This window comes from Novosphingobium bradum (assembly GCF_042646485.1).
GTDB lineage: Bacteria > Pseudomonadota > Alphaproteobacteria > Sphingomonadales > Sphingomonadaceae > Novosphingobium > Novosphingobium bradum.
In genome coordinates, this window is sequence record NZ_JBHRTQ010000003.1 from 41,486 (window position 1) to 60,968 (window position 19,483).

The window sequence follows — 19,483 nt, forward strand, 5'->3', positions numbered from 1 at the left end:
AAGGCCGCGCCATCACCCCCGCGCGGCGCCCAGCACCTCGCGCACCTTGTCGGAAATCTGCTGCACCGAGAACGGCTTGGGCAGGAAATGCATATTGGCGATATCGATCTCGTTACGCAGCTGTTCCTCGGCATAGCCCGACATGAACAGCACCGGCAGGCCCGGCGCCAGTTCGCGGATGGCGCGGGCCATGGCCGGGCCGTCCATCACCGGCATGACCACGTCGCTCACCACCAGGTCGAAGCGGCGGCCCAGGCGCACATAGTCCAGCCCTTCCTCGCCATCGGCGGCGGCGGTCACCTCGTAACCCTGCCGGGTCAGCGCGCGTTCGGCCACGGCGCGGACCGATTCCTCGTCCTCGACCAGCAGCACCTTGCCCCCGCCCGACCACTTGCCCGGCTCCTCGGCCCTGGCGGGCGCGGCCAGCGGCACCGCGCCGTGGTGGACCGGGAAGTAGATCGAGAATTTCGTCCCCTTGCCCACCTCGCTCTCGGCGAAGATGAACCCGCCCGATTGCTTGACGATGCCATAGACCGTGGACAGGCCAAGGCCGGTGCCCCGGCCCTGCTCCTTGGTGGTGAAGAACGGCTCGAAGATCTTGGCGAGGTGTTCGGGCGCGATGCCGCTGCCGGTATCCTCGATGACAAGGGCGGTATAATCGCCCTGGGGGAGGATTTCCGAGCGCATGGTCCGCACGTCGGCCGCGGTTACCCGGCGGGTGGCGATGGTGAGGCGCGCGTTTCCATTGCCGACGCCATCGGTCTTGGCCATCAGCGCATCGCGGGCATTCACCACGAGGTTGACGATCACCTGCTCCAGCTGGGTCGGATCGGCGCGGATCGCGCCGAGATCGCGGTCGTGGCGCACCTCGAAGCGGATCTTCTCGCCGATCAGCCGCTTGAGCATCTGCGAAACGTCGGAGACCACGTCGGGCAATTGCAGCACCTGCGGGCGCAGGGTCTGCTGGCGCGAGAAGGCCAGCAATTGCCGGGTCAGGCTGGCCGCGCGGTTGGAATTGGCGCGGATCTGCTGGATGTCGTCATAGTCGCTGTCGCCCGGCGTGTGGCGCAGCAGCATGAGATCGCAGGTACCCAGGATCGCGGTCAGCACATTGTTGAAATCGTGGGCGACCCCGCCGGCCAGTTGCCCCACGGCCTGCATCTTGGTGGCCTGGGCGACCTGCCGCTTCAGGCGGGTTTCCTCGGTCGTGTCGGTCAGGCCAAGCAGGACCGCCGCTTCGCCAAGGCCGCGCACCGTGGCCAGGCTCAGCGAAACCGGATCTTCCGGCTGGCCCTTCAGGCGCACGGCGATATCGCCCGCCGCCGCCGGACCCTGGGCATGACGGCGCACGGCATCGGAAAGAGCGGCCTTGTCCTCGCGCACGACAAGGTCGGACGGGAAGGGTGGCGGCAGTTCGGCCTCGCGGCCGGCCGCGCGCATGAAGGCGGCATTGGCGAACAGCAGCCGCCCGTCGCGGTCGGCCATGGCCAGGCCGAGCGGCAGTTGCGAAAGCAGCGCCTCCAGGTGCGGCACGGCGGCATGGCCCTCGGCCGTGCTGGCCCCGGCGCCGATCCCCAGCCCGGCCTCGACCAGCAGCATCAGCGCGGGCACGGATTCGGGATCGGGCGCGCCGGCTGCCGTGGACGGCGCATCGGGATCGACCACCGGCACGTAATACATGGTCAGCGGACCGCCGCGCACCCCGTCGCGCTCCCACGAGATGCGGTCATGCTCGTCCTGGCGCAGCAGGGCGACGAATTCCATGCCGGCCAGCGCCGCCGCCGGATCGCCGGTGGCGCGCTGGGCAAAGCCGCTGCTGGCGGCCAGGATGCGGCCATCGACATCGACCATGGCCGCCGCGATCCCCGCGCCGGCCAGCGCACGCCCCAGCTTGCCGCCAAGGTGGCGGGCCAGTTCGGCGGCGGGATCGGCCGCGGTCAGTTCGGCCAGGCGCCAGATCAGGAAATCCTCGCCGCGCCCGGCCCGGCGCGCCTCGACCGACCAGGCCCGCGCGCCCGCGCAGACCCGATCCAGCCGGGCACTGCCCTCGCGCCAGGCATCGCGCCCGGCGCGCGCCATGGCCTCGGCAAATTCGGCATCGAGCGGCAGGCGCGGCGGGGCGGTGGTCGTCCCGAAGGCGGCTTCATGGGCGGCATTGGCGCAAACCAGGCGCCCGGCCCGGTCGATGATCGCCACCGCCGCCGCCTCGCCATCGATCGCCGCGAAAGTCACCGACCAGTCGGGCAAGGCCCAGTCCGGCTCGCGCGCCGGGGCGCGGCGCCGGGCCAGCGCCCAGCCCAGGGCGCCCAGCGCCAGGGTGCCGCCGGCAAAGCCAGCCACCACCAGCGGCTCGCGCGTGGTGAACCACAGAAGCGCGAGGCTGGCCAGAAGACCGCCGGCAACCGCCAGCCAATCGGCGCGCAGCGCGGCGGGGCTATCGTCGCGCGCGCTCATCTGGGATCGAAAACAGCCGGATCGGGCACCGCGCTGGTCACCCCATCAGCCACCGCCCCGGCCAGCCGGTTGCGCCGCTTGCGCGCCACCCACCACCGCCAGAACACCGTGCTCAGGGCATAGCCCAGGCTGGAGAACAGGCAGGCCAGCACGAACAGGCCCAGCGCCGTATCCAGGCCCGCGCCGGTCAGGTGTTGCAGCAGGTGATCGGTCTGGGTGGTCTGCATCGTTTCCCCCAGGGGTTGGATGCCCGTCATCGCATCAAGGTGCAACAGCCACTCGCCGATCCTGTAGGCCAGCGCCACCAGGCCCACGTAGATCACCGGAAAGCCGATGAAGGTCGCCAGCATGGCGGCCGGAATGTTGGCGCGCAGGAACACCGCGAGGAAGGCGGCAACCACGAAGTGCGCCAGCGGGATCATCACCCCGACGAACAGCCCCAGCGCCACACCGCGCGGGACCGAGCGGCGGGTCATCCGCCACAGTTCGCTCCGCAGGATCAGGTGCGCGAAGGGGCTGACCAGGCGATTGGCCTCCAGCTTCTCGCGCGTGGGGACGTGCGAACGCAGCCAGGCAGCGAGCCGGCCGGTCACGCGCTGCGACCCATCAGGCGGCCCATCAGGAAGCCTGCGCGCGCTGGGCACGGCGCCTGCGGCGCTTGGCCCGAACCCAGGCGTTCCAGCCGAAGCTGGCGGCCAGGTAGGACAGGGCGGCCGCCGCCACGGCGACCACGATCAGCCCCAGGGCCAGCACCTTGCCCTCGGCGGTGATCCATTCGATCAGCTGCCAGCCGTCGGTCACCCGCATCAGGCTGTCGATCGGATTGGCATGGAGCATCCCGTCGAAATAGAGCAGGCGTTCGCCCACCTTGTAGCTCGCGGCCCAGATGAACGGGGTGGTGAAGGGATTGGTGATGAAGGTGGTGAGCGCGGCCACGGGCACGTTGGCCCGTACGCTCAGCGAAAAGAAGGCGGCGAACAGGACTTGGGCGAAGGGCACGATGATCCCCACCAGCATCCCCAGCGCCACCCCGCGCGGGACCGAGCGGCGGGTGAAGCGCCACAGTTCGCTGGCCAGAACCCGGTGCGCGAAGGGGCGGATGAGGCGGCTGCGCTCCATCTCCTCGCGCGTGGGCATATTGCGCTGTGCCCAGGAAGTGAACTTGGTGACCATCTGCCCTATCCGTCCGAGAGCGCCAGCCTAGCCCGTGAGGCGAGGCTGCGATATCGCCGCATAGCCGACAAGATGTTTCGCTGCGGTGAAAGGGAACCTGCGTGCGACGAACCATCGCCCGCCCGGTCAGCCATGCTCGCGCATCAGGCGCCCCTGCTCCCGCTTCCAGTCGCGCTCCTTGACCGTGGCCCGCTTGTCGGCCGCGTTCTTGCCCTTGGCGAGCGCGAGTTCCACCTTGGCGCGGCCCCGGCTGTTGAAATAGATCGAGAGCGGAACCAGTGTCATGCCCTTGCGCTCGGTCGCGCCGACGAACTTGTTGATCTCGCGCTCTTTGAGCAGCAGCTTGCGGAGGCGCTTGGGCTCATGGTTGAAGCGGTTGCCGTGGCTGAACTCGGGCACGTTGGAATTGACCAGCCAGACCTCGCCGTTCTTCACCTCGGCATAGGATTCCGCGATCGAGCCCTCGCCAAAGCGCAAGGACTTCACCTCGGTACCGGTCAGGGCGATGCCGGCCTCGAACACTTCGTCGATGTAGTAGTCAAACCGCGCGCGCCGGTTTTCCGCGACGATCTTCTTCTTGTCGAACTGGGCAGGAGTCGGGCGGGCCATGACCGGGCCATGTAGGGCGCGCGCGGGGCCAAGGGAAGGGCCGCGAGCGCAGGAACGCGAAAGTTCTCAGCCGCGCGCCGCGCCACTGCCGCTGAAGTCGACCGCGATGACCTTGCCCGGCCCGGATCCCGCGCGCAGCCGGCGGCCCTGGCGCTGGATCACCCCGGTGCGCCACAGGATCGCGCCCGACCGCTCGGCCGCATCGGAAGTGAGCACCAGGCGGTGGCCATCGGGAAAGAACACGCTGACCGTGCCATCGTCGCCGCGCATCACGTGCAGCGGGGCATCATAGATGCGCCGGTCGTCGGCGGGATCATCCCCCCGGCCGGAGGGGTGACGGGAAGCGGGAGGCTGGGTGGTGGCCATGATGCCCGGTCAACGCCGGGTTCGTGCAATCGGTTCCGCTGCTCGTCGTGCCGGGGCCACGCCTCGCCAGCGAGGCGCGTGTGCGGCGTGGTGAGGCCAGCGCCCCTCAGGCCAGCCCGGCGTGAACCAGCGCCGCGTCGACCGCCGCGCGGGCCTGGGCGTTGCACGGCACCAGCGGCAGGCGCAGTTCCTCGGCGATGAAATCCAGCACCTTGCTCATCGCATACTTGACCGGGCCGGGCGAGGCATCCTCGAACATGGCGTAGTGCAGCGGATAAAGCCGGTCGTTCAGTTCTCGCGCCAGGGCCAGGTCGCCGGCCGCGCAGGCCGCCTGGAACTCGGCGCACAGCCTGGGCGCGACATTGGCCGTGACCGAGATGCAGCCCACGCCGCCGGCGGCGCTGAACGGCAGGGCCAGCTCGTCGTCGCCCGAAAGCTGGCAGAATTCGCCGGCGATGCCCATGCGGTGATCGGTCACGCGCGACAGGTCGCCGCTGGCATCCTTGATGCCGATGATCTTGCTGGGAAAGCGCCGCGCCAGTTCGCACACCGTTTCCGGCTTGAGATCGGTCACCGTCCGGCCGGGCACGTTGTAGAGCACGATCGGCAGGTCGGAATGATCGGCCAGGTAGGAGAAGTGGGCGAGCAGGCCTTCCTGGCTTGGCCGGTTGTAATAGGGCGCCACCAGCAGGGCGGCGGCGGCCCCGCACTTGGCGGAAAACTGCATATGCAGCAGGGCGTTCATGGTGTCGTTGCTGCCGCAACCGGCGATCACCGGCACCCGGCCCGCCGCCTGTTCGAGGCAGACCTCGATCACCCGGTGATGCTCGGCATTGGACAGGGTGGAATTTTCGCCGGTCGTCCCGCAGGGCACCAGGGCCGACGATCCGCTTGCGATCTGCCAGTCAACCAGCTGGCGAAACGCCTTTTCATCGAACGCGCCGTCGCGGAACGGGGTGACGAGGGCCGGAATCGAACCGGAAAACATGGACATCTTCCCTGATTTTGCCCCAATGTGTCGGTAACTCCCCGGGATGGGAGCCCTCCGCATGGAGCCCTGAAACCATTCAGCGCCTGATAAGGAGCGATAGGCGAATGTCCAGCATGGTCCGCAAGTCCCTTGCCGGTGCCTTCCTGGTCTTTCTGGCCACCGAAGGCCCCGCGTCCTCGCAATCGGCGATCTCGGTGCCCGTGGTGCAGCCCCTGCCCCAGGCAACCCTGGCCCCCGCTTCCCCCCCTGCCTGGCAGGGCCAGACCTACGTGCCCACCAGCGGCGAGGGGAGCGAGTGGGACCGCGCCCGCGCCCAGTTGCGGATGAGCGCGGCCACCCCGATGGCCCAGGCGGTCAGCCGGTGGAAGCTGCTGGCCAGCACCGATACCCTGGCCTTTACCGATTATTCCGGCTTCCTTGTGGCCTATCCGGGGTTCCCGGAAGAGGACAAACTGCGCCGCGCCGCCGAAAAGGCGCTCGATCGCGGCGGCGCCAGCCCCGCGCAGGTCGCCGCCTATTTCGACCGCGTGGCCCCGCTGACCAATCCGGCCCGCGCCCAATATGCCCTGGCCCTCGCCGCGCTTGGTCGCACTGATGCCCCGGCCCAGGCGCTGGCCGCCTGGCGCGGCGGGGCGATGAGCGATGCGGCCGAAAGTGCCCTCGCCCCGCTGGTTCGCGCCAGCGCCGCCGACCAGGACGCGCGGATGGACTCGCTGCTGTGGGCCGGAAATGTGCCGCAGGCCCAGCGCCACCTCGCGCTGACCAGCCCGGGGCGCCAGCCGCTGTTCGCCGCCCGCCTCGCCGCCTTGCAGGGCACGGAACCCGCCGCCGGCCTTGCCCTCCCGCCCGAGGCCGCCAGCGATCCCGGCTACCTCTACAATCGCGCCCGCCAGCTGATCGGGGCCGGCCGCTCGGCCGAGGCCGCCAGCCTGCTGGCCAGCCGCCCGCGCCTTTCCGCCCTGCCGGTCGATGCCGAAAAATGGGTGTCGCTGCTGCTCGCCGCCGCGCGCGGGACCGATGGCGCCACGGCCCTGCGCCTGGCCGGCGGGATCGACGATGCCTTCGCCCCGGGCGCCGACATCAGTCGGCTCAGCTTCCGCCTGCGCGACGATTACACCTCGCTGATGTGGCTCGCCGGCACCCGCGCGGTGTGGACCCTTGGCACCCCGCGCGGCGCCGCGCCGCTGTTCTATCGCTACGGCATGGCCGCCAGGACCCCACAGACCCGCGCCAAGGGTCTCTACTGGGCCGGCCGCGCGCTGGCGCTCGCCGGCGATGGCGCCGGGGCCAATGGCTATTTCACCCAGGCCGCCGCCTATCCTGATCAGTACTACGGCCAGCTCGCGCTCGAACGGCTGGGCCGGCCGATCCCCGATTTCGCCAGGGCGCCGTCCGTCACGCCCACCCTGGCCGAGCGCCAGGCCTTCCTTGCCCGCCCGATCGCCGCCGCCGTGCGCGAAGTGGCGCGCGAGAGCGACTGGCCGACCGCCGTGCGCTTCTTCAAGGAAATCGCGGCCCAGGCCAACACCCCGGCCGAACACCAGGTCGTCGCCGATCTCGCCCGCGAACTGGGCCGCCGCGACCTGGGCGTGATCCTCGGCCAGGCCGCCGGGGCCGAAGGCATCCAGGACTTCCAGCACGTCGCCTTCCCGCTGATCCCGACGCCCGAAGGGACCGACTGGACCATGGTCCACGCGATCAGCCGCCAGGAAAGCCAGTTCGCCCAGAATGCGGTGAGCCACGCCGGGGCGCGCGGACTGATGCAGCTGATGCCGCGCACGGCCGCGCAGGAAGCCGGCCGCATCGGCCTCGCCTTCGATGCGTCGGCGCTGATGAGCCAGCCGGGCTACAACCTGAAGATCGGCGACACCTTCTTCACCCGGATGCTGGGCTACTACGGCGGCTCCTATCCGCTGGCCGTTGCCGCCTACAATGCCGGCCCGGGCAACGTGAACAAGTGGCTGCGCGCCAACGGCGATCCGCGCACGGGCAGCGTCAACTGGGTCGACTGGGTGGAACGCATCCCGATCCAGGAAACCCGCAACTACGTCCAGCGCGTACTCGAAAACGCCGTGGTCTACGAGGCGATGAACCCCGACAAGGCCCACTACCGCGGTCCAAACCCGCTCAGCCACTTCCTCGGCAAGCCCGCGCCGGGCTGACACCATGCCAGCGCAGGCTGGCATCTCTTTCGGTGCCCCATCTCCGTCATGCCAGCGCAAGCTGGCATCTCTTTCGATCACCCGGGGCGTTCGAGCGTGACCCTGATTCCTCAGCTCCATCCTTCGCTCAGCCGGACCGTCGCGCCAGCTCGCACCAGATGCCAGCCTTCGCTGGCATGACGGTTGGGGAAATGTCCGGTTCTGCAACTGGGTCGGGAAAGCCCGCCGAGCCGGCCCCGAACGCAAAAACCCTCCCCCGTGACAGGGAAGGGTTCCGCAAGGCCCGGTTCAACCCGGGCCGATCAGCGCCGGCTCACATCGCCGCGGGCGAGAGGACCAGCCATTCGGGCTGGACGCTCACCCCCAGCCGCTGGCGCAGCCGGCGGACGCGCTCGGCATAGTGGCCGACCAGGTCGAACGAGCTCGGCCCGGGGCCGGGCGCGATCCGGCCGGCATCGCGAATCGCGCGCTGGTGCTGGAACAAGAGTTCGTTGAGGTCCATCGCAGGTCTCCTGCCGATGCGGGTGTCAGGTGGCGGGCAATTCCGCCTTGATGGCCGCTTCGGCAAGGCGCCGGTCACGGGCGGCCGCGATCTCGTTTTCGCGGTTGGCCAGGGTCAGCCAAGCCGCGCCTGCCCGTTCGTATTTCTCGCGCTGCATCGGCAGGTTGCTTTCGCGCGCCGCGCGAGCGCAACTTTCGGCCTGGGCAGCGTAGAAATTGCTCTGGACAGACATCGGTAACTCCTTGGCCTGGCGGAAAGATCCGCCCGCGCGATTGGTCAGCCGAGAATGGCCAGGACCTCCGCGCGCAGTTCGGTCGGGGTCATCACCCCGACCGCGCGGCCCGCGTGGCCGCGCTCCCCGCACCATGGCGTCAGCGCGACAAAATGCGGCTGGCGCAGGCGGGGCATGGTATGCTTGAGATTCTTCATTTCATTCCTCGGCGCATTGACAGCGCCGTCTTGTCATGTCCCGGCGCCAGCGGGCGCCAGGATCTGTGGTCACCGGCGTCGTGCGCCGGGCGAGCCACCACCGCCGGGACCCTTGTCCCGATAGACGATGCGGCCCTTTTCCAGGTCGTACGGGGTCATCTCGACTCGCACCCGGTCGCCCACGACCGAGCGGATGCGGAATTTCCGCATCTTGCCGGCAGTGTAGGCGATGATCCGGTGGTCGTTTTCGAGCATGACGCCGAAACGACCATCCGGAAGGATTTCATCGATCTGGCCTTCGAGGGTCAGCAGAGCCTCCTTGGCCATTCGCTCAGACCAGTTCGAGGTTGACCGCGGATTGCTTGCCGCGACGGTCGGTCTCCATCTCGTACTTGACGCGCTGGTCCTTGTTCAGGGTCGTCAGACCCGAACGCTCGACCGCGCTGATGTGCACGAAATTATCGGGCTCGCCGCCGTCGGGAGCGATGAAACCGTAGCCCTTGTCGGGGCTGAAGAACTTGACGGTGCCGATGGGCATGGATTGTTTCCTTCACGAAACAGATAAACCCGCCCGCAGAAGTGCGAGCGGAGCTGGTAGCGTGAAAGGGAAGATTGCACCCGATGGGCCGGTGGCCGGGGGGGCGTAAAAATCCGTCGCAGGCGACGTTAGCAATGACCCACATGGGCCTGGCGGGGCAATTTGTCAAGGATGCGAGGCCGCTTCCCCTCGCCGCCCGGCCCGGTTAGACCCGGCGTGATGAAGCCCGACGGTCCCCCGATCACCCCAGCTGGCATGGCCGCCCTGCGCGCGCGCTACGATCACCTGCTGGGCACCGAGCGCCCGGCGATCGTCGAGATCGTCTCCTGGGCCGCCGGCAACGGCGACCGTTCGGAGAACGGCGACTATCTCTATGGCCGCAAGCGGATGCGCGAGATCGACCGCGAACTGGCCTTCCTCGCCCGGCGGATGAAGGCGCTCAGGGTGGTCGATCCGGCGCGGCAGGAAGACCGCGCCCGGGTCTGGTTCGGCGCCCGCGTCACCATCGCCGACGAGGACGACAACCAGCGCAGCCTGACCCTGGTCGGAGACGACGAGCAGGATGCCTCGGCCGGCCTGATCGGCTGGAGCGCGCCCATCGCCCGCGCCCTGCGCGGCGCGGCGCCGGGCGACCTGCGCCGGGTGGTCCTGCCCGGCGGCGAGAAGGAATGGGAAGTGCTGGAGATCGGCTATCCCTAGGGGTTTCTCCCCGGAGGCCGGTCAAGCCGATCCCAACCATGACCGTGCGAGAGGCGGCCTTTCCTTCGCGAACGACAGGAGCGGCGCGGCATGGACCACCACGATCTGATCGTCATCGGCTCCGGCCCGGCCGGCCGCCGCGCCGCCGTGCAGGCCGCCAAGCTGGGCCGGCGGGTGCTGGTGATCGAAGGCGGGCGCCGGGTCGGCGGGGTTTCGGTCCACACCGGGACGATCCCCTCCAAGACCCTGCGCGAAACCGCGCTCAACCTTTCGGGCTGGCGCGAACGCGGGTTCTACGGCAGCTCCTACCGGGTCAAGGAAGTGATCTGCGGCGAGGACCTGGGGATGCGCCTGGGCAAGACCCTGGAGCACGAGGTCGATGTCCTCGAACACCAGTTCCAGCGCAACAACGTCCGCACCATGGCCGGCATGGCCCGCTTCACCGATCCGCATACCCTCGCCGTGACCCAGGCCGATGGCACCGAGGCGCCGATCGGCGCCGAGCGCTTCCTGATCGCGGTGGGCACCGAGCCGTTCCATCCCGAGGGCATCGCCTTCGACCAGCACCACGTGCTCGACAGCGATGCTATCATCCAGACCCCGCGCGTGCCGCGCAGCCTGGTGGTGATCGGCGCGGGCGTGATCGGCATCGAATATGCCACGATCTTCTCCGCGCTCGACGTGCCGGTGACCCTGATCGAGCCGCGCGAAACCTTCCTCGATTTCGTCGACCGCGAGATCATCGGCGAATTCGTCCACGTGCTGCGCGATCGCGGCATGACCATTCGCCTGGGCTGCGCGGTCGACCGGATCGAGCGCGGGGCCGATGGCTGGCCGGTCACCTGGCTCAAGGACGGCCGCCGGATCCGCTCCGACATGGTGCTCCACGCCGCCGGCCGCAAAGGCGCGACCGCGGCGCTCGGGCTCGAACACTGCGGGCTTGAGGTGGATCATCGCGGGCGGATCGCGGTCGATCCCGCCACCTTCCAGACCGCCGTGCCCCACATCTATGCCGCCGGCGACGTGATCGGCTTTCCCAGCCTTGCCTCCACCTCGATGGAACAGGGCCGCATCGCCGCCTGCCACGCCTTCGGCCTGCCTACCCCGCCCGCGCCTGCCTTCTTTCCTTATGGCATCTACGCGGTGCCCGAGATCAGCACGATCGGCCTCACCGAGGAGGAATGCCGCCAGCGCAAGATCGGCTACGAGGTTGGCATCGCCCGCCTGCGCGAAACCTCGCGCGGGCACATCATGGGGCTGCATTCGGGGATGATGAAGCTGATCTTCTCCCTGAAGACCCGCCGCCTGCTGGGCGCACACATCATCGGCGAAGGCGCGACCGAACTGGTCCACATCGGCCAGGCCGTGCTCAACCTGAAGGGCACGCTCGACTATTTCATCGAGAACACCTTCAACTATCCCACCCTGGCCGAAGCCTACAAGGTGGCCGCGCTCGATGCCTGGAACCGGATGGGCGCCGCCTGAGCGGAACGCCGCCCCGGGAACTTCCCTGATGCCCCCGCCAACGCCATGGCAGTCATGTCCAGCTAGGGGGCGGTGATCGGGGTCGCACACCATCTTGCCGAGGTAGGCCAAGCCATGTTCAAGTTCCTGTCGCGCTCCGCTGAAGCATCGGCGGCGTCTCCATCGTCCGGCCCATCGCAGGCGGATGGCGGGGCCGGCCCGCTGCGCGGCGCCCGGCGCGACCTGCTCGAACGCATCGCCGATTTCCTCGTCCGCCACGACCTTGAGGTGACCGCGCGCAACCTCGCCATCGCCCAGGCCGCCTTTTCCGGCGCCGACCTTGGCCTGGCCGCGCGGATCGCCGAACAGGAACGCTCCGGCCAGCCGGTCGACCAGGCCTGGCTGGACCGCGTGGCCCCGGCCGGGGATGCCGAGGGTGGATCCGGATCGCAGCAGGCCGAGCTTGACCGCCTGATGGCCCGGCTCGACAGCTCGATCTCCAGCTTCGCGGAAACCACCCGCAAGGCCGGCGGCACCACCGCGGCCTATGGCGACAGCTTGCAGGAACACGTCGGCGCCATGAGCGGGCCGGCCGCCGGCGAGGGGCCGACCGGCGAGGTTCTCGCCAGCCTGGTCGGCATTGCCCGGGCCATGCTGGAGCGCACCCGCGAGGTGGAGCAGGAGATGAAGCGCTCGTCGCACGAGGCCGATGGCTTGCGCGAAAGCCTGGAGCGCGCTCGCCGCGATGCCGAGATCGACCATCTCACCGGCCTGCCCAACCGCCGCGCCTTCGAGGCCGTGCTCCAGCGCGAGGTGCGCGAGGCCCAGGCCGAGATCGACAACCTGACCGTGGCGATCTGCGACATCGACCGGTTCAAGGCGGTCAACGACAACCACGGCCACGAAACCGGCGACCGGGTGATCCAGGCAGTCGCCCAGGTGCTTGCCCGGATCTCGCACGACCGGTGCCACGTGGCCCGCCACGGCGGCGAGGAATTCGTCCTCCTGTTCCGGGGCAAGAGCGTGGCCGAGGCAAGCGCGATCCTTGATGAAGCGCGCGCGAGCCTGGCCTCGCGCCACTTCGTCAATCGCCAGACCGATCAGCCGATCGGCCAGGTGACCTTTTCGGGCGGGGTGACCAGCGTCTTCGCCCATGCCGACCCGCGCGAGGCTCTGCGCGCGGCCGATGCGGCGCTCTACCGGGCCAAGGCCGAGGGCCGCAACCGCATCTGCCCAGGTTGATCCGTGCTGGCACAGCCTGATCCGGCCGGGCCGCCCCGCTCAGCCGGGCGGGAGCAGGCTGGCCAGCACGGCCACCAGATCGCGCGGATCATAGGGCTTGGCCAGCACCGGGCAATCGGCGTAGCCCTTGGGAACGACCCCATAGCCGGTGGAGATCGCAAAAGGCACGCCGGCGGCCTGCAAGGCCCGGGCGATCGGCTCGGAACTTTCGCCATCGAGGTTCCAGTCCAGCACGGCCAGATCGAACCCGCCGGCCCGGGCGAGCGCCAGGCCTTCCGCCAGCGATGCGGCCGGGCCGACCACGAGCGCCCCCATTTCCGCCAGCTCGTCTTCCAGCATGGCGGAAACCAGGAACTCGTCCTCGATCAGCAGGATCCGCTTGCCGGCGATCATGCCGGTTCTCCCGGCTCGCCCGAGGCCGGTTCGGCGGGCAGCAGGGCGGAATGAAGCGGAAAGTTCATCCGGCAGGTCAGGCCCGCGGGATCGTAGGCCAGGTCAACCTCGCCCTCGAGCTGGCGGGTGACCGAATTGCCGATCAGGCGCGTGCCGAACCCGGTGCGGGTGGGCGCGACCACGGGCGGCCCGCCCCGCTCCTGCCAGCACAGCGCCAGCCGGTCGTCAGCGCCCAGCGCCCAGGTGACCGAGGCCGTACCCTCATGGGCCGAGAGCGCGCCATATTTCACCGCGTTGGTCGCCAGTTCGTGGAGGACCAGCGCCAGGGCCACCGCCGCATTTGGCCGCAGCCGCACCGATGGGCCGGCCAAGGTGATCCGCACGATGTCATCGCCGCAGATGGCCAGGCCATGGTGGACCACGTCCTCGATCTCGGCCCCGGCCCAGTTGGACCGGCTAAGCGCGGTGTGGGCGCCGGCCAGGGCATGGAGACGGGCATTGAAGGCGGCAAGGTGGGCCTCGGGCATGGCGGAGCCGCGAAAGGTCTGGTGGGCCATGCCCTGGACTACCATCAGGGTGTTGCGGACCCGGTGGTTCAGCTCCTCGATCAGCAGCTGGCGCTGGTCTTCCAGGTGCTTGCGTTCGGTGATGTCATAGCCGGTGGACTGGGCTTCGAGCAGGCGCCCCGCCGCGTCCCACTTGAGGCCGCGATTGCGCCACAAGGTCCAGCGTTCGCCATCGGGGGTTTCCAGGCGGTTCTCGATCGTGACCACCGGCCGGTCGGGCGTGAGCTGGGCCATGCCCGCTTCCACGCCGGCCCGGTCCTCGGGCGTGACGAAGGCCCACAGGCTGGCGCCGGTCAGTTCTTCGGGCGTGCTCCCGATGGTCTGGGCATAGGCCTGGTTGACCAGCAGGATGGTCCCGTCCGGCCGGAACCGGCAGACCATCTCCAACTGGGCGTCGAGAGCCTCGCGCAGCAGTCTGGCGTCGTACAATGCTCTGCCCCTTCGCCGACCATGGAACACCACTCGTCGGACAATTGCAATCGTTCGGGCTTTCGTTGCGCTGAACGATCTGCGAAAGTCGGCGCGTGATCATCCCCCGCCTCCTGCCGATCGGGCTGACCCGGACCTTGGCCCTGGGCCTGGCCCTGGGTCTGGCGGCCGGCGCGGCGCCCGTCGCCGCGCGAGACAGCCTGGGGATGTTCGGCGCCTGGGGTGCGTTCCGCGATCCCGCCGTGCCGCGCTGCTATGCCATCGCCATGGCCGAGCCTTCCTCCCTCGCCCGCGAATTCCAGCCCTATGCCGCCGTGGGCACCTGGCCGCGCCAGGGCGAACGCGGCCAGGTCCACCTGCACCTCTCGCGCCGCCTCGCGCCCGGCCGGCCGGTAACCCTGACGATCGGCGGGCAGCGCTTTGTCCTGGTCTCCGGCGCGGCCGACGCCTGGGCGCAGGACCGGCGGATGGATGCGGCCATCGTCGCGGCCCTGCGCTCGGCCCCGACCATGGCGGTCAGCGCCCGCGATGCCGCGGGGCGGTCGTTCGGCAACAGCTGGCGGCTGGACGGCGCGGCGACCGCGATGGACGCGGCGACCGTGGGCTGCGCCCGGCTGCGCTAGCTTTTTGCCCGGCAAGCGCCTATATCGCGGCGCTTCATGGCCGATACGAACCTCATGCCGATCCCCGGGCACTTCGACCCGGTGCCCGTCCCCCGTGACGTCACCCCGCGCGCCGATGGGCGGGTGGACCTGCTCGGCCTGCCGCGCCCGCGCATCGCCGAACTGTTCGTGGAAGCCGGGCTCGATGCCAAGGCGGCCAGGCTGCGCGCCAAGCAGGTGTTCCACTGGCTCTACCACCGCGGTGTGACCGACTTCGCGGCGATGACCGATATCGCCAAGACCATGCGCCCCTGGCTGGCCGAGCGCTTCGTGATCGGCCGCCCGGATGTGGTGCTCGCCCAGCACTCGTCAGACGGCACCCGCAAGTGGCTGCTGCGAACGGCCGACGATCACGAATTCGAGATGGTCTTCATCCCCGATGCCGATCGCGGCACGCTGTGCGTTTCCAGCCAGGTGGGCTGCACGCTCAACTGCCGGTTCTGCCACACCGGGACCATGCGGCTGGTCCGCAACCTCACCCCGGGCGAGATCGTCGGGCAGGTCATGCTGGCGCGCGACGAACTGGGCGAATGGCCCAAGGGTGCCATGGAAGGCCTCGACGACGACCTCGACGAGAACACCTACACCTCCGACGGCCGCCTGCTGACCAACATCGTGATGATGGGCATGGGCGAGCCGCTCTACAACTTCGACAATGTGCGCGATGCGCTCAAGCTGGTCATGGACGGCGAAGGCCTGGCCCTGTCCAAGCGGCGGATTACGCTGTCCACCAGCGGGGTGGTGCCGATGATGGCCCGTGCCGGCGAGGAGATCGGGGTCAACCTGGCCGTCTCGCTCCACGCGGTCACCAAGGCGGTGCGCGACGAGATCGTGCCGATCAACCGCAAGTTCGGGATCGAGGAACTGCTGGCCGCCTGCGCCTCCTATCCCGGCGCCTCCAACGCCCGGCGCATCACCTTCGAATACGTGATGCTCAAGGACAAGAACGACAGCGATGAGGACGCGCGCGAGCTGATCCGCCTGATCAAGCAGTACCGGCTGCCCGCCAAGGTCAACCTGATCCCGTTCAATCCCTGGCCTGGCGCGATCTACGAATGCTCCAGCCCGGAGCGCATCCGCCGCTTTTCGGAAATCGTGTTCGAGGCCGGGATCAGCGCCCCGGTCCGCACCCCGCGCGGCCGCGACATCGATGCGGCCTGCGGCCAGTTGAAAACCGCCGCGCAAAAGCTGAGCCGCGCCGAGCTGGACCGGCTGGCCGAGGAAAAGCAGGCCGCGCTGGGCTGAACCCGGCTCAGGCCAGCGGCGTCAGCCGCGCGCCCATGGCCACGGCGCGCACCACCCCGCCGATCCACACCGCCCCGCCGGCATCGACGTGGACCTGCACCCGCCCGTCGGCGCCCACCTTCTGCCCTTGCGCGGCAAGATAGGATCCCCGTACCTGCCCGCTGGCCAGCAGGTATTGCGCGGCGGCGGCATTGAGGCTGCCGGTCACCGGGTCCTCGATCACCCGGCCCGCGGCATCGGCCGCGAAGGCGCGCAGTTCGAAGGCCGTGCGCGAGCCGGCCGGATGGGGTGCCACCAGGCCCAGCATGGTCCCCGGCCGCGCGCGCGACACCGGCTCGGCCGCCAGCAGGACGTCCAGCGAGGCGATACGGAGCAACTGCCAGTCCGGCCCGTTGGCGGCATGAACCGCATCGCTGACCGCCGCCTCCCGCACGCCCGCCACGCGGATCGCCTCGGCCCGGTCTGCGGGCGAGAGCGGGCCGGAGCGAGTCAGCGGCGGCGCCCGAAAGGCCAGTTGGCCAACGTCGCGCCGAACCTCCACCAGCCCGATCCCGCATTCCTGCATCACCATCCCGGGGTGACGCGGTTCTCCGCCGGCAGCCAGCCAGCTGAAGGCGCTGCCAAGGGTGGGGTGCCCGGCAAAGGGCAGCTCACCGGCGGGGCCGAAGATCCGCACCCGGTAATCGGCCGCCGGGTCGGTCGGAGGCAGGAGGAAGGTGGTTTCCGAATAGCCCAGCCAGCGCGCCAGCGTCGCCATCTGCGCGTCCGACAGGGCCACCTCGCCGCGCACCACGGCCAGGGGATTGCCGCTCTGCGGCCCGTTGGCGAAAACGTCGACGAGGTCCAGTCTCATGACCCGCCTTTGCCAGTTTCGTTCAGCTTTCGGAACCCCTTGGCCCACTATCGGTTCGCAACGCCATGTGGCCCAACGCCCGAAAGGAACCCGCGATCATGAGAAAAGCCGTCCTTGCCGCCAGCCTCGCGGCCATCGCCCTGCCCGCCGTGCCGGCCTTCGGCGATCCGCCGCCCTGGGCTCCCGCCCATGGCCGCCGCGCCCATGAAGAACAGGCCTGGGACCGCCGGGGGGATGAAGACCGGGGCCGCTACTACGAGCCCCGCCGCCTCACCCGCGAGGACCGCATCTGGCGCGGCAACGACGGGCGCTACTACTGCCGGCGCAGCAATGGCACGACCGGATTGGTGGTCGGCGCGGCAATCGGCGGAGTGATCGGCAGCCAGGTGGCCGGTCGCGGCGACCGCACGCTGGGCGCGGTCATCGGCGCGCTAGGCGGCGGCCTGCTCGGCCGCGAGGTCGATCGCGGCAACGTGCGCTGCCGTTAATGGATTGGTGTGCCCCTGAACGACGTCAGGGGCGCACCCAACCAGGAATCACCGTGAAAAGGCACTCGACAGGCGGAAGGTCGCCTGGGCCGTGGCGCCGTTGACATAGCGCACCCGGTAGAGCGTGGTCGCGGCGAAGGCGCCGGTCAACCTGGCGGTCAGCTGCGCCGGGGCCGATGCCGTCACCGCCTGGCTGGCCACCGGCTGGTAGGTCGCCCCGCTGTCGAGCGACTGGTCGATGAACAGCGTGCCCGACTGGTCGGCATAGGCCACGGCATGGAAATAGGCATATTGGCTGGAGGTGGTCGTTGCCCGGCCGGTGCCGGTGAAGCTCGCCCCCCCCGCCAGCGCGGTTGTCGAATCGGTGAAGCCCGTTCCGGCGTTGGTCGTCCCGCTGACCGTGGCCGTGCCAGACACCGAAACGCTGCCCAGCGCCGCCGAACCACCTGCCAGCGACAGGCCCGATGTCGCCGGCCCCTGCCGCTTCTGCGCCAGGGTCAGCGCCACCGTGCCGCTGGTATAGGTCGAAACCCGCGCCCGCACATAGGCGGCGCTCGTGGCGAAGCCATAGATCCCCGCCGCCGTGGTGGTCAGCACCGGCGTGGCCGTGGCCGATGCCAGCGAGATCACCGGCAGGGCCACCCAGGTGCTGTTGTCGTTGGATTGCTCGTAGGTGATCGTGCAGGTGGTCCCCGCGCTGGTCACGTGGAACGAGCCGCCGTTGAAGCCGGTGGTCGCCACCGAGACCAGTGCCGCGGCCGAGGTGACCGAACCACTGGTCCGCAGCGCATCGGCCACGGCATCGGTCGCAACGCCAACCGGGCTGGCGCGCAATTGGGTATCGGTCAGCCCGCCGAAGCTGGCGAGCGAGACCGCGACCGGCGTCGCGCGCAACTGGGTCTCGGTCAGCCCGCCGAAGCCTGACAGGCTGACCAAAACCGGCGATGCGCGCAGCTGCGTATCGGTCAGCCCGTCCCAGCTCGGCAGGCTCACCGCCACCGGCGCGGCGCGCAACTGGCCATCGGTCAGGCCATTGGCATTCGACAGGCTCACCGGCAGCGGCGCCGCGCGCAACTGCACGTCGGTCACCCCGCCGAACGACGAGAGGCTGACCGGAACCGGCACGGCGCGCAGTTCGGCATCGGTCAGCCCCCCGCCCGATCCGCCCCCGCCCCCGGTCATGGTCACCGGCACCGGATTGTCGGCCGAGACGAGCTGGACCGAACCATCGGGATTGGTGAAGGCAATCGCGCTGGCCGTGGTGAAATTGGCGGGAAACTGGATCTGGGGACTGGGCATGGCAGGAGGACTCCTCGGAGCGATTCGCCCTGTCCTGCCGATTTTGGACAATGTAGGAAACCGAATTAACCCATATGGCACAAAATCAGGCTCTTCCCCCGGTCGCCCCGCTGTGCTTGAAGGCCCGCATGGCCAAACCCGCAATCCTGGTGACCGGCGGCGCGAAGCGCATCGGCGCGCTGGTCTGCCGCCGCTTCGCCGCGGCGGGCTGGCACGTCGTCGTCCACTACGGCCGCTCGCGCGCCGAGGCCGAAGCCCTCGCCGCGCAATTGCCCTCTGCCGAAACCGTCCAGTGCGAACTGGCCGACAGCGCCGCCGCCGAGGCCATGATCGCCACTCTGGCCAATCGGCTGGAAGACTGGCGGATCCTGGTCAATTCCGCCGCGGTGTTCCGCCACGACGATGCCCGCGCAATCGATCCGGCGGTCCTGGCCGAGGCCGTGGCGGTCAACGCCGCCACCCCGGCGCGGATCACCGCGGCCTTCCTGCGCCAGGCCCGCGCCCGGGGCGGCCGCCGGGTCATCGATTTCCTCGACCAGAAGCTGAGGAACATCAATCCCGATTTCTTCTCCTACACCATGGCTAAGGCCGCGCTCGAGGCGGCCATGCGGATGCAGGCCATGGCCCTGGCCGATCCGCGCGATCGGATCTACGGCGTCGCCCCCGGCGCGATGATGGCCAGCTTCGACCAGGCCGCCGACGAACACGAGGTCAGCGGCCGGATGAATTTGCTGGAACGACTCAACCAGGCCGACGAACTGGCCGAGGCCGCCCTGTTCCTCGGCCAGGGTTGGCTGGCCAGCGGCGCGGTGCTCTATGTCGATTCCGGCCAGCACCTGATGCGCCAGCCGCGCGACGTGCTCTACCTCGCCCGCGGCCTGACCTGATCCCCGGCCGCGCGGGAACCGCCCCCGCCTTC

The 19,483-nt window shown here is 69.6% G+C and carries 23 protein-coding genes; 8 read left to right on the forward strand and 15 right to left on the reverse strand.

What is annotated here, in order from left to right:
- Positions 1 to 12 precede the first annotated feature (12 nt).
- The 6 genes from ACFOD9_RS02420 to dapA all read right to left on the reverse strand — a co-directional run bounded on the left by ACFOD9_RS02420 (position 13) and on the right by dapA (position 5,590).
- Positions 13 to 2,454 carry a hybrid sensor histidine kinase/response regulator gene (locus tag ACFOD9_RS02420; protein ID WP_379508493.1) on the reverse strand — a complete coding sequence of 814 codons (2,442 nt, stop codon included), beginning with the start codon at positions 2,452 to 2,454 and terminating at the stop codon, positions 13 to 15.
- Positions 2,451 to 3,047, reverse strand: a complete 597-nt coding sequence (locus tag ACFOD9_RS02425; protein ID WP_379508494.1) for a DUF2062 domain-containing protein — start codon at positions 3,045 to 3,047, stop codon at positions 2,451 to 2,453. The genes ACFOD9_RS02420 and ACFOD9_RS02425 overlap by 4 nt, the downstream gene beginning before the upstream one ends.
- A gap of 25 nt (positions 3,048 to 3,072) precedes the next feature.
- On the reverse strand, positions 3,073 to 3,627 hold the full coding sequence (locus ACFOD9_RS02430) for a DUF2062 domain-containing protein (protein ID WP_379508495.1): 555 nt from the start codon (positions 3,625 to 3,627) through the stop codon (positions 3,073 to 3,075).
- Between the two features lie 126 nt (positions 3,628 to 3,753).
- Positions 3,754 to 4,236, reverse strand: a complete 483-nt coding sequence (gene smpB, locus ACFOD9_RS02435; protein ID WP_379508496.1) for an SsrA-binding protein SmpB — start codon at positions 4,234 to 4,236, stop codon at positions 3,754 to 3,756.
- A gap of 66 nt (positions 4,237 to 4,302) precedes the next feature.
- Complete coding sequence (locus tag ACFOD9_RS02440) at positions 4,303 to 4,602, reverse strand: hypothetical protein (RefSeq protein WP_379508497.1); 300 nt, start codon at positions 4,600 to 4,602, stop codon at positions 4,303 to 4,305.
- Between the two features lie 106 nt (positions 4,603 to 4,708).
- Complete coding sequence (gene dapA / locus ACFOD9_RS02445) at positions 4,709 to 5,590, reverse strand: 4-hydroxy-tetrahydrodipicolinate synthase (protein ID WP_379508498.1); 882 nt, start codon at positions 5,588 to 5,590, stop codon at positions 4,709 to 4,711.
- 107 nt (positions 5,591 to 5,697) lie between these two features.
- On the opposite strand from dapA, the gene ACFOD9_RS02450 reads away from it, so the two are divergent.
- A complete protein-coding gene (locus ACFOD9_RS02450) occupies positions 5,698 to 7,755 on the forward strand; it encodes a lytic transglycosylase domain-containing protein (RefSeq protein WP_379508499.1) in 2,058 nt (685 codons plus the stop codon).
- A gap of 313 nt (positions 7,756 to 8,068) precedes the next feature.
- Here ACFOD9_RS02450 and ACFOD9_RS02455 read toward each other — a convergent pair whose 3' ends face one another.
- The 5 genes from ACFOD9_RS02455 to ACFOD9_RS02475 all read right to left on the reverse strand — a co-directional run bounded on the left by ACFOD9_RS02455 (position 8,069) and on the right by ACFOD9_RS02475 (position 9,224).
- Positions 8,069 to 8,257, reverse strand: a complete 189-nt coding sequence (locus tag ACFOD9_RS02455; protein ID WP_379508500.1) for a hypothetical protein — start codon at positions 8,255 to 8,257, stop codon at positions 8,069 to 8,071.
- Positions 8,258 to 8,282: 25 nt separating this feature from the next.
- A complete protein-coding gene (locus ACFOD9_RS02460) occupies positions 8,283 to 8,489 on the reverse strand; it encodes a hypothetical protein (protein ID WP_379508501.1) in 207 nt (68 codons plus the stop codon).
- Between the two features lie 44 nt (positions 8,490 to 8,533).
- Positions 8,534 to 8,686: a hypothetical protein gene (locus ACFOD9_RS02465; protein ID WP_379508502.1), complete on the reverse strand. Its 153-nt coding sequence runs from the start codon at positions 8,684 to 8,686 to the stop codon at positions 8,534 to 8,536.
- Between the two features lie 69 nt (positions 8,687 to 8,755).
- Positions 8,756 to 9,013, reverse strand: coding sequence for a translation initiation factor IF-1 (gene infA / locus ACFOD9_RS02470; RefSeq protein WP_379508503.1), 258 nt, complete (start codon positions 9,011 to 9,013; stop codon positions 8,756 to 8,758).
- A gap of 4 nt (positions 9,014 to 9,017) precedes the next feature.
- On the reverse strand, positions 9,018 to 9,224 hold the full coding sequence (locus ACFOD9_RS02475) for a cold-shock protein (RefSeq protein ID WP_379508504.1): 207 nt from the start codon (positions 9,222 to 9,224) through the stop codon (positions 9,018 to 9,020).
- 219 nt (positions 9,225 to 9,443) lie between these two features.
- Here ACFOD9_RS02475 and ACFOD9_RS02480 point away from each other — a divergent pair, with 219 nt between their 5' ends.
- From ACFOD9_RS02480 to ACFOD9_RS02490, 3 genes are all read left to right on the forward strand, one after another.
- Complete coding sequence (locus ACFOD9_RS02480; protein ID WP_379508505.1) at positions 9,444 to 9,923, forward strand: GreA/GreB family elongation factor; 480 nt, start codon at positions 9,444 to 9,446, stop codon at positions 9,921 to 9,923.
- A 90-nt stretch (positions 9,924 to 10,013) separates the two neighbouring features.
- Positions 10,014 to 11,408, forward strand: coding sequence for a Si-specific NAD(P)(+) transhydrogenase (sthA, locus tag ACFOD9_RS02485; RefSeq protein WP_379508506.1), 1,395 nt, complete (start codon positions 10,014 to 10,016; stop codon positions 11,406 to 11,408).
- A 114-nt stretch (positions 11,409 to 11,522) separates the two neighbouring features.
- Positions 11,523 to 12,629, forward strand: coding sequence for a GGDEF domain-containing protein (locus tag ACFOD9_RS02490; protein ID WP_379508507.1), 1,107 nt, complete (start codon positions 11,523 to 11,525; stop codon positions 12,627 to 12,629).
- A gap of 39 nt (positions 12,630 to 12,668) precedes the next feature.
- Here the strand turns inward: ACFOD9_RS02490 and ACFOD9_RS02495 are convergent, their stop codons facing one another.
- On the reverse strand, positions 12,669 to 13,022 hold the full coding sequence (locus ACFOD9_RS02495; protein WP_379508508.1) for a response regulator: 354 nt from the start codon (positions 13,020 to 13,022) through the stop codon (positions 12,669 to 12,671).
- Complete coding sequence (locus ACFOD9_RS02500) at positions 13,019 to 14,017, reverse strand: sensor histidine kinase (RefSeq protein ID WP_379508509.1); 999 nt, start codon at positions 14,015 to 14,017, stop codon at positions 13,019 to 13,021. Before ACFOD9_RS02500 ends, ACFOD9_RS02495 begins: the two co-directional genes overlap by 4 nt.
- A gap of 98 nt (positions 14,018 to 14,115) precedes the next feature.
- Between ACFOD9_RS02500 and ACFOD9_RS02505 the strand changes: the two genes are divergently transcribed.
- Both ACFOD9_RS02505 and rlmN read left to right on the forward strand, forming a co-directional pair.
- Positions 14,116 to 14,640, forward strand: a complete 525-nt coding sequence (locus tag ACFOD9_RS02505) for a hypothetical protein (RefSeq protein ID WP_379508685.1) — start codon at positions 14,116 to 14,118, stop codon at positions 14,638 to 14,640.
- 36 nt (positions 14,641 to 14,676) lie between these two features.
- Entirely contained in the window at positions 14,677 to 15,924 is a 1,248-nt protein-coding gene (rlmN, locus tag ACFOD9_RS02510) for a 23S rRNA (adenine(2503)-C(2))-methyltransferase RlmN (RefSeq protein WP_379508510.1), read from the forward strand.
- A 7-nt stretch (positions 15,925 to 15,931) separates the two neighbouring features.
- On the opposite strand, the gene ACFOD9_RS02515 is transcribed toward rlmN, so the two are convergent.
- A complete protein-coding gene (locus tag ACFOD9_RS02515) occupies positions 15,932 to 16,777 on the reverse strand; it encodes a PhzF family phenazine biosynthesis protein (RefSeq protein ID WP_379508511.1) in 846 nt (281 codons plus the stop codon).
- Between the two features lie 98 nt (positions 16,778 to 16,875).
- On the opposite strand from ACFOD9_RS02515, the gene ACFOD9_RS02520 reads away from it, so the two are divergent.
- Entirely contained in the window at positions 16,876 to 17,265 is a 390-nt protein-coding gene (locus ACFOD9_RS02520; RefSeq protein ID WP_379508512.1) for a glycine zipper 2TM domain-containing protein, read from the forward strand.
- Positions 17,266 to 17,313: 48 nt separating this feature from the next.
- On the opposite strand, the gene ACFOD9_RS02525 is transcribed toward ACFOD9_RS02520, so the two are convergent.
- Positions 17,314 to 18,564 (reverse strand): hypothetical protein, encoded by a 1,251-nt coding sequence (locus tag ACFOD9_RS02525; RefSeq protein WP_379508513.1) that lies wholly within the window; start codon positions 18,562 to 18,564, stop codon positions 17,314 to 17,316.
- Between the two features lie 128 nt (positions 18,565 to 18,692).
- On the opposite strand from ACFOD9_RS02525, the gene ACFOD9_RS02530 reads away from it, so the two are divergent.
- A complete protein-coding gene (locus tag ACFOD9_RS02530) occupies positions 18,693 to 19,451 on the forward strand; it encodes an SDR family oxidoreductase (protein ID WP_379508514.1) in 759 nt (252 codons plus the stop codon).
- The last annotated feature ends 32 nt before the right edge of the window (positions 19,452 to 19,483 follow it).